The 6,832-nt window shown below is 70.6% G+C and carries 8 protein-coding genes; 2 read left to right on the forward strand and 6 right to left on the reverse strand.

The window, feature by feature from the left end; all coding sequences use genetic code 11:
- From groEL to PKD06_RS17810, 6 genes are all read right to left on the reverse strand, one after another.
- Positions 1–782: chaperonin GroEL (gene groEL / locus PKD06_RS17785; RefSeq protein ID WP_324382482.1), on the reverse strand; the 782-nt coding region annotated here is incomplete at its 3' end.
- A 156-nt stretch (positions 783–938) separates the two neighbouring features.
- The gene (gene groES / locus PKD06_RS17790) at positions 939–1,250 is read right to left on the reverse strand and encodes a co-chaperone GroES (protein WP_324382484.1); all 312 of its coding nucleotides are present in this window, start codon (positions 1,248–1,250) and stop codon (positions 939–941) included.
- A 185-nt stretch (positions 1,251–1,435) separates the two neighbouring features.
- The gene (locus tag PKD06_RS17795; RefSeq protein ID WP_324382486.1) at positions 1,436–2,233 is read right to left on the reverse strand and encodes a hypothetical protein; all 798 of its coding nucleotides are present in this window, start codon (positions 2,231–2,233) and stop codon (positions 1,436–1,438) included.
- 32 nt (positions 2,234–2,265) lie between these two features.
- On the reverse strand, positions 2,266–2,790 hold the full coding sequence (locus tag PKD06_RS17800) for a chromate transporter (RefSeq protein ID WP_324382488.1): 525 nt from the start codon (positions 2,788–2,790) through the stop codon (positions 2,266–2,268).
- Between the two features lie 22 nt (positions 2,791–2,812).
- Entirely contained in the window at positions 2,813–3,394 is a 582-nt protein-coding gene (locus tag PKD06_RS17805; protein ID WP_324382490.1) for a chromate transporter, read from the reverse strand.
- Positions 3,395–3,468: 74 nt separating this feature from the next.
- On the reverse strand, positions 3,469–4,311 hold the full coding sequence (locus tag PKD06_RS17810; protein WP_324382492.1) for a DMT family transporter: 843 nt from the start codon (positions 4,309–4,311) through the stop codon (positions 3,469–3,471).
- Positions 4,312–4,493: 182 nt separating this feature from the next.
- Between PKD06_RS17810 and PKD06_RS17815 the strand changes: the two genes are divergently transcribed.
- Positions 4,494–5,930: an oligosaccharide flippase family protein gene (locus tag PKD06_RS17815; RefSeq protein WP_324382494.1), complete on the forward strand. Its 1,437-nt coding sequence runs from the start codon at positions 4,494–4,496 to the stop codon at positions 5,928–5,930.
- Positions 5,931–6,041: 111 nt separating this feature from the next.
- Complete coding sequence (locus PKD06_RS17820) at positions 6,042–6,800, forward strand: L,D-transpeptidase (protein WP_324382496.1); 759 nt, start codon at positions 6,042–6,044, stop codon at positions 6,798–6,800.
- The last annotated feature ends 32 nt before the right edge of the window (positions 6,801–6,832 follow it).

The following is a 6,832-nucleotide window of genomic DNA, read 5'->3' on the forward strand; positions in this document are numbered from 1 at the left end:
GTCGCGAGAGCCTCGCCCTCGATGTCCTCGGCGACGATCAGCAGCGGCTTGCCGGTCTGAACGACGGCCTCGAGCACCGGCAGCATGGCCTGGAGCGAGGAGAGCTTCTTCTCGTGGATGAGGATGTAGGGGTCTTCCAGCTCGGCGACCATCTTCTCCGCATTGGTGATGAAATACGGGGAGAGGTAGCCGCGGTCGAACTGCATGCCCTCGACGACGTCCAGCTCGGTCTCGGCGGTCTTGGCCTCCTCGACGGTGATGACGCCCTCGTTGCCGACCTTCTGCATGGCGTGGGCGATCATCTCGCCGATTTCCTTGTCGCCATTGGCCGAGATGGTGCCGACCTGGGCGACCTCGTCGGAGGACGCGACCTTCTTGGCACGGGCCGTGATGTCCTTGACGACGGCGGCGACCGCGAGGTCGATGCCGCGCTTGAGGTCCATCGGGTTCATGCCGGCCGCAACCGACTTGGCGCCCTCGCGGACGATCGCCTGGGCGAGAACCGTGGCGGTCGTGGTGCCGTCGCCGGCGATGTCGTTGGTCTTCGAGGCGACCTCGCGGACCATCTGGGCGCCCATGTTCTCGAACTTGTCGGCAAGCTCGATGTCCTTGGCGACCGTCACGCCGTCCTTCGTGATGCGCGGGGCTCCGAAGGACTTCTCGATGACCACGTTGCGGCCCTTGGGGCCGAGCGTGACCTTGACGGCATCGGCCAGGATGTCGACGCCGCGGAGCATCTTCTCGCGCGCATCGGCGCCGAAACGTACGTCTTTAGCTGCCATGTGAACCTCTTCAGATGTCACTCTGCCCGCCGTGCAGGCCGGCCTGCGGGGCCGTCCCGGCTCGTGCGAGGCATTGGGGGGTGCGTCCCCGGATCTCCTCCGGGGAAGTGGATCGGGAGGCCGGCCGCGCCGGCTCCTGGGGGTGGGCTTTAAGCCTTACGCGGCCTTGGCGAGCGAGGAGCCCTCGATCACGCCCATGATGTCGCTCTCCTTCATGATGAGGAGATCCTGGCCGTCGATCTTGACCTCGGTGCCGGACCACTTGCCGAAGAGGACACGGTCGCCGGCCTTGACGTCGAGCGGGTTGACCTTGCCGTTCTCGTCGCGGGCGCCGGGGCCGACGGCGATCACCTCGCCCTCCTGGGGCTTCTCCTTGGCGGTATCGGGGATGATGATCCCGCCCTTGGTCCTCTCCTCGCTCTCGATGCGGCGGACGACGACGCGGTCGTGCAGCGGACGGAACTTCATGCGTAACCTCTTGGACGCGTTGGATGATCGAAGCGGCCAACCGGCCGGGCCGGTCGCCTCGCCTTGCGGTTAGCACTCCCGATGCGAGAGTGCCAAGGCTGGCGCGGAGATAGTCGCGGGCCCGGCGGGCGTCAAGGGACGGGACGGGGAATTTTTCGGCCGCGCGGGTCGCGCCGGGCTCCCCCTCAGGGCCGGTCCGTCTCGCGGGGCAGGAGCGTCTGAATCGCAGCCGGCTGGATCGATACCACGCCGACGAACGGGCGGTCATGCGCCAGGATCACGAAATAGGCCGCCGAGATCACCGCGACATAGATGTGCGTGGCAAGAACCTGCATTCGGAAGGAATGGCTGTTGCAGACGGCGATCACAAGGAGGGTCGCCGCCGAGATCAGCCACATGGCGACCCATTGCGCCCAGGAGATGCCGGCATTGGAGGCCGAAAGGCGCGCGAGACGCGCATGGCGCACATCGAGGATCTGGTTGAGCAGGGGGATATAGGCCGCCGGCGCCGCGGCGGCGGAGAGGTGCCGGGACACGAGCCGGATCGCGAGCAGCAGGTGCTTCTCCGAGCGGTCGAAGATCGGATCCTCGACCGGCCTGCTCTGGGCCATGGCCGGCCAATCGGTCGCGACGACCTCCTTCAGATAAGCGCGCAGGTCCTCGGCGAGGACGGCTTGCGTCTCCTCGGGCAGGCTCGCCGAGAGGACCAGCGCGTTCTCGATGGCATCAGCCTCCCGCTGCACGGCATTGCGCGCCGCGACGGCGTCGTTCCAGATCCCGGCTGCGGAAAAGGCCAGGATCAGCGCGAACAGGGCGCCGCAGGCGCCGACGAGGGAATCGCGGATGGGAAGCGGCTCGTCCAGCCAGAACCCGGCAAGCGGAACGAGGATCCGGACGAGGCCGATCACCAGCCAGCCCATGGCGAGGCAGATCGCCAGGACGGCGGCGAACATCCCCGCCAGCGGGAGCTGATGAAAGGCCACGAACATGGGAATCCTGAAACATGGCTGCCGGATCAGAGCAAGCCGGCCGCCCCCAAAGCCGCCGCGGCCGCGAAGCACCAGAGCGGGTTCGTCTTCGTCAGGTAGCTCGCGGCGGCGGTCGCGGCCGTGACCGCCGCGAGGCGGATGTTCGTCGCGGTCGCGAGGGTCAGGATGTGAGCCGTGGCCGCGACCAGCCCGACCGTCACCGCGGACAGGCCGTTCTGGACCGCCGGGCGCCAGGGAGCGTTGCGCATCCGGTTCCAGACATGGAAGACGCCATAGACGAGCAGGCCCGTCGGCCCCAGCATCGCGACGGTCGTCACGAGCGCCCCGGGAATGCCGGCCACGTGCCAGCCGACCAGCGTGACGATCAGGACGTTCGGCCCCGGCGCGGCATTGGCGATGGCGAAGAGGGCGGCGAATTCGCCGTCCGTCATCCAGCGCTCGACCTCGACGACATAGCGGTGCATTTCGGGCACCGCCGCATTCGCCCCGCCGATCGCGACGAAGCCCAGCAGGAAGAAGCGCCAGGCGAGCTGGATCAGGACGGGATTCATGCGGCTTCTCCCGCCGGCCCCCTCATCCCCGCACCCGCCAGGCCAGGGCCGCCGCGAGCGGCGCCATCACGAGGACGACCGGGAGAAGCGGCAGCCGCAGGAGGGCTACGGCGGCGAAGGTCAGCGCCATGGCCGGCGCCGCGCTCCAGGGGCGGCGGCGAAGGATGGGGAGGGCCATCTTCGCGGCCATCGCCACGATCAGGCCCGCGGCCGCGGCCGCCATGCCCTCGAGGGCGTGATTGACCGCCGGCACGTCCTTGAAGCTGCCATAGGCCGAGGCCAGCACCAGCACGATGGCGACCGGCAGCATGGTCAGGCCGAGCACCGCCGCCAGGGCCCCGCGCGCGCCGTGGAAGCGAGCGCCGATGGCGACGGCCAGGTTGACGATGTTCGGCCCCGGCATGAGCTGGCAGACCGCCAGCATCTCGGTGAATTCCTCGGAGGTCAGCCAGCGCCGCCGCTCGACCAGGACGTAATGCGCCCAGGGCAGGACGCCGCCGAAGGACAGGGCGGCGATCCGCATGAAGCCGGTATAGAGTTCCGCCAGCGAAGGCGGATTCGGGCTCTCCTCCGCGGCTGGCGGAGATGCGGATATCCGGCTCATCGCGGCCTCCCCGGCAGCGCGATAGCCGGGGGCCGAGGCTTTGTCGATGCGGCCATGGCGGGGCGGACCCGCCTTCAGCGCCGGGCGACGATCCAGGCCGAGCCGAGGATCAGGGCGCCCCCCGCCCAGGCGAAGCCGCCCGGCACCTCTCCGAAGGCGAGAAAGCCGAACAGCACGGCCCAGATCAGCGCCGTATATTCCAGGGCGGCGAGGCGCGCGGCCTCGGCGGCGGCATAGGCCCGGGCCAGGACGAGATGGCCCGCGACGCCGAGGAGCCCGATCGCGCCGAGGAGGAGCCAGCCGCTCCCCTCGGGCATCCGCCAGACCCACCATCCCGGCCCCGCCAGGATCGCGGCGGGGACGAGGTTCTGGATGGCGACGATGACGAGGAGGGGATCGCGCTGGGCGCGGGCGCGCAGCAGCACGTTGGTCGCCGAATAGCCGACCGCCGAGACGAGGACGGCGGCGACGCCGGAAAGGGAGGTCTCCCTCGCCCCCTCCCCTCCGAGGCCGCCGGCCACGATCACGGCGACCCCGGCGAAGCCGGCGACGAGCGAGACGAGGATGCGCGGCCCGACCCGCTCCCCGAGAAGGATCGCCGCGAAGAGCACCGTGAAGGCCGGCGAGACGAAGGAGAGGATCAGCGTCTCGGCCAGCGGAAGCCGGCCGAGGGCGTAGAAGAAGCTCGTCGCCGTGATCACGACGAGGATCGCCCGCACGCCGTTGGCGAGAAGCGCCTCGCGGGTCGGCCATCCGGGCCGCCGCCATGCGGCGAGCGCCAGGATCGCGGCGGAGCCGACGAGATAGCGCAGCAGCGCGACCTGGAGGACGGGCAGGCTCTCCACGGCGCCCTTGATGAGCGCGTCCATCACGGACAGGAGGGCGATGCCGGCGACGGCGTGAAGGACGGGACGCATGGGGGAGAGAACGAAGGCAGGTGCCCGCGTTACCTGCTCGCCCGGCGCGGAGCCAGCCTGCGCCTCGCGGTTTCGGGCCCCACCTCTCTTCGTGGACGAGACGTTCGAAACTCCCCATGACGGCGGGAGTAAGGGTTTCTCAGCCGAAGCCGGGCTAAGCCTCGGGAGAACCGGCTTCCCTCATGACCCTCGTCGCCACCTTCCTGGTCAATGCGGCGCTGTCCTTCGCGCTTTCTCTCGTCCTGGCCTCGCTGCTGGGACCGGACGCGTTCGGCCGCTACGCCATCGGCCTTTCGATCGCGACGGTCGTCAATACCATGCTGTTCGAATGGCTGCGGCTGTCGACGACCCGCTACCAGAGCGAGCGGGCGCAGAAGGAACGGCCCTCGATCCGCAGGACCCTCGACGCCACCTACTGGATCATGGCGGCGGTGCTCGCGGGCCTCACCGCGCTCGTCCTGCCCTTCGGCCCGGCCGGATTGTCGCGGCCCCTTCTCCTCGCCGCCTCCGCCTGCGGCCTGTCCTACGGCTTCTGCGAATACAGGATGGCGCTCTCCCGCGCGCTCTTCCGGGAGAAGAGCTACGTGGCGCTCGCCTTCCTGCGCGCGCTGTTCGGCTTCCTCCTCTCGGCGGGCGCGGCCCAGGCCACGGGCGACCCGGTCCTCGCGCTCGCCGGGGCGGCGCTGGCCGCCGCCCTGCCGATCCTTCTCGTCCAGCACAGCCTGCGGGCCCCGGAGGCGCGGGGGGCGCCCTTCGACGCGAAGGCGCTGGCGCGCTTCGCGCGCTACGCCGTGCCGCTCGTCGCGGCCAATGCGGTCTACCAGCTCATGCCGCTCCTCAACCGGGGCCTGCTCGCCAGCCGCGACGGCTTCGTCGAGGCCGGCTATTTCGCCCTGATCAGCGAGATCGCGACGCGGCTCTTCCAGAACCTCGGCACCGCCCTCGACATCGTCCTCTTCCAGATCGCGGTCAGGATCGACGAGCAGGAGGGCCGCGAGGCGGCCGAGCGCCAGATCGCCCGCAACGCCGGGATCGTCGCGGCGGTCACCCTGCCGGCCGCGGCGGGGCTCTGGATCGTCTGGCCCGCCTTCGAGGAGATCTTCGTGCCGCGCTCGTTCCGCGGCCATCTCGACGGCTGCGTGCCGTTCCTGATCCCGGCCTTGGCGCTCTACGCCCTCATCCAGTTCGCGGTGAACCCCTACTTCCAGCTCCGGCACCGGACGGGGCCCGTCGTCTCCGCCGCCCTGGTCGCGATCGGCGTCAACCTCGTCGCGGCCCTGGCCTGGCCGCGCCTGCCGGGTGCACCCGGCTTCGCCCTGGCGCAGTTCGCCGGTCTCGCCGCGGGCTTTCTCACCCTCCTCTCCGTCGCACTTGTCGGCGGGGCGCGCCTGCCCTGGCGCGACCTCGCGCTCTCGGCGCTGGCGGCGGCGGCGATGGCCGCCGTGCTCCTTCCGACGCGCAATCTGGGAGCGCCCGTGCCGACCCTCGCCGGACAAGTCGTGGCGGGAGGGGCGGTCTACGGCCTCCTCGCCCTCGCCTTCGACCTGTGCGGCTGCCGCGCGCTTCTCGCCGGGGCGCTCGCGCGGGCAAGGCCGGTCCGGGACGCAAGGCTTCGCTAACGATACCGGCGGGTTTCCGCGCTCCGGGCCCGGTCAGGCGGGTCCCGTTCATGGAACGGCGAGGGCGGCGGCGCATCCAGGATCGGTCAGCCTCCGTCCCGGATCGCGCCCATGCGACATCATTTCCTTGTCCCTCTCGGCCTCGCCGCGATGCTCGCCGCCACGGATGCCTCGGCGCAGGTCGCCTACAACGTGCCGGGGGGACGCGGGGGCCTCGGCGGCGGTCTCATCGAATTCCTGGTGACGGGGCGCGAGCCCGGCCGCTCCGCCGCGCCCGTCTACAATTCACGGGGGGCGGGGGGCGCCCGCGCCATGGCCCCGGACCCCTACCGGGGCAGCGATCCCTTCGCCGACCCGCCGGCCTATGGCCGGCGCCTCGCGGCGCTGCCGTCCGATCCGGGCGGGGAGCTGATCGCCCGCACCCCGCGGGCCGAATACCTCCGGCGCGACATCGCCTATAGCGGCCCCGAGGCGCCCGGCACGATCATCGTCGATACGCCCTCGAAATTCCTCTACCACATCCTGCCGGGCGGCCGGGCGACGCGCTACGGCATCGGCGTCGGCCGGCCCGGCTTCGAGTGGTCGGGCATCAAGACGATCACCCGCAAGGCCGAGTGGCCGGGCTGGACCCCGCCGCCGGAAATGCTGAAGCGCCGGCCGGACCTGCCGCGCCACATGGAAGGCGGCCCGGGCAATCCCCTCGGCGCCCGCGCCCTCTATCTCGGCTCCTCGCTCTACCGCATCCACGGCACCAACGAGCCGCACACGATCGGCCAGAACGTCTCGTCCGGCTGCATCCGCATGATGAACGACGACATCGTCCACCTCTACGAGAGGGTGGGAGTCGGCACGCGGGTCAAGGTGATCTGAGGAAAGGCCGGGCTTTCCAGGCTGTGTGAGAA

The organism is Enterovirga sp., from assembly GCF_035325185.1.
Taxonomy (GTDB): Bacteria; Pseudomonadota; Alphaproteobacteria; order Rhizobiales; family Beijerinckiaceae; genus Enterovirga.

Coding starts and splice junctions, on each gene's coding strand:
- groES (WP_324382484.1), bottom strand. CDS start 1,250: ATGAAGTTCCGTCCGCTGCACGACCGCGTCGTCGTCCGCCGCATCGAG.
- PKD06_RS17815 (WP_324382494.1), top strand. CDS start 4,494: ATGACCCTCGTCGCCACCTTCCTGGTCAATGCGGCGCTGTCCTTCGCG.
- PKD06_RS17820 (WP_324382496.1), top strand. CDS start 6,042: ATGCGACATCATTTCCTTGTCCCTCTCGGCCTCGCCGCGATGCTCGCC.
- PKD06_RS17810 (WP_324382492.1), bottom strand. CDS start 4,311: ATGCGTCCCGTCCTTCACGCCGTCGCCGGCATCGCCCTCCTGTCCGTG.
- PKD06_RS17800 (WP_324382488.1), bottom strand. CDS start 2,790: ATGAATCCCGTCCTGATCCAGCTCGCCTGGCGCTTCTTCCTGCTGGGC.
- PKD06_RS17805 (WP_324382490.1), bottom strand. CDS start 3,394: ATGAGCCGGATATCCGCATCTCCGCCAGCCGCGGAGGAGAGCCCGAAT.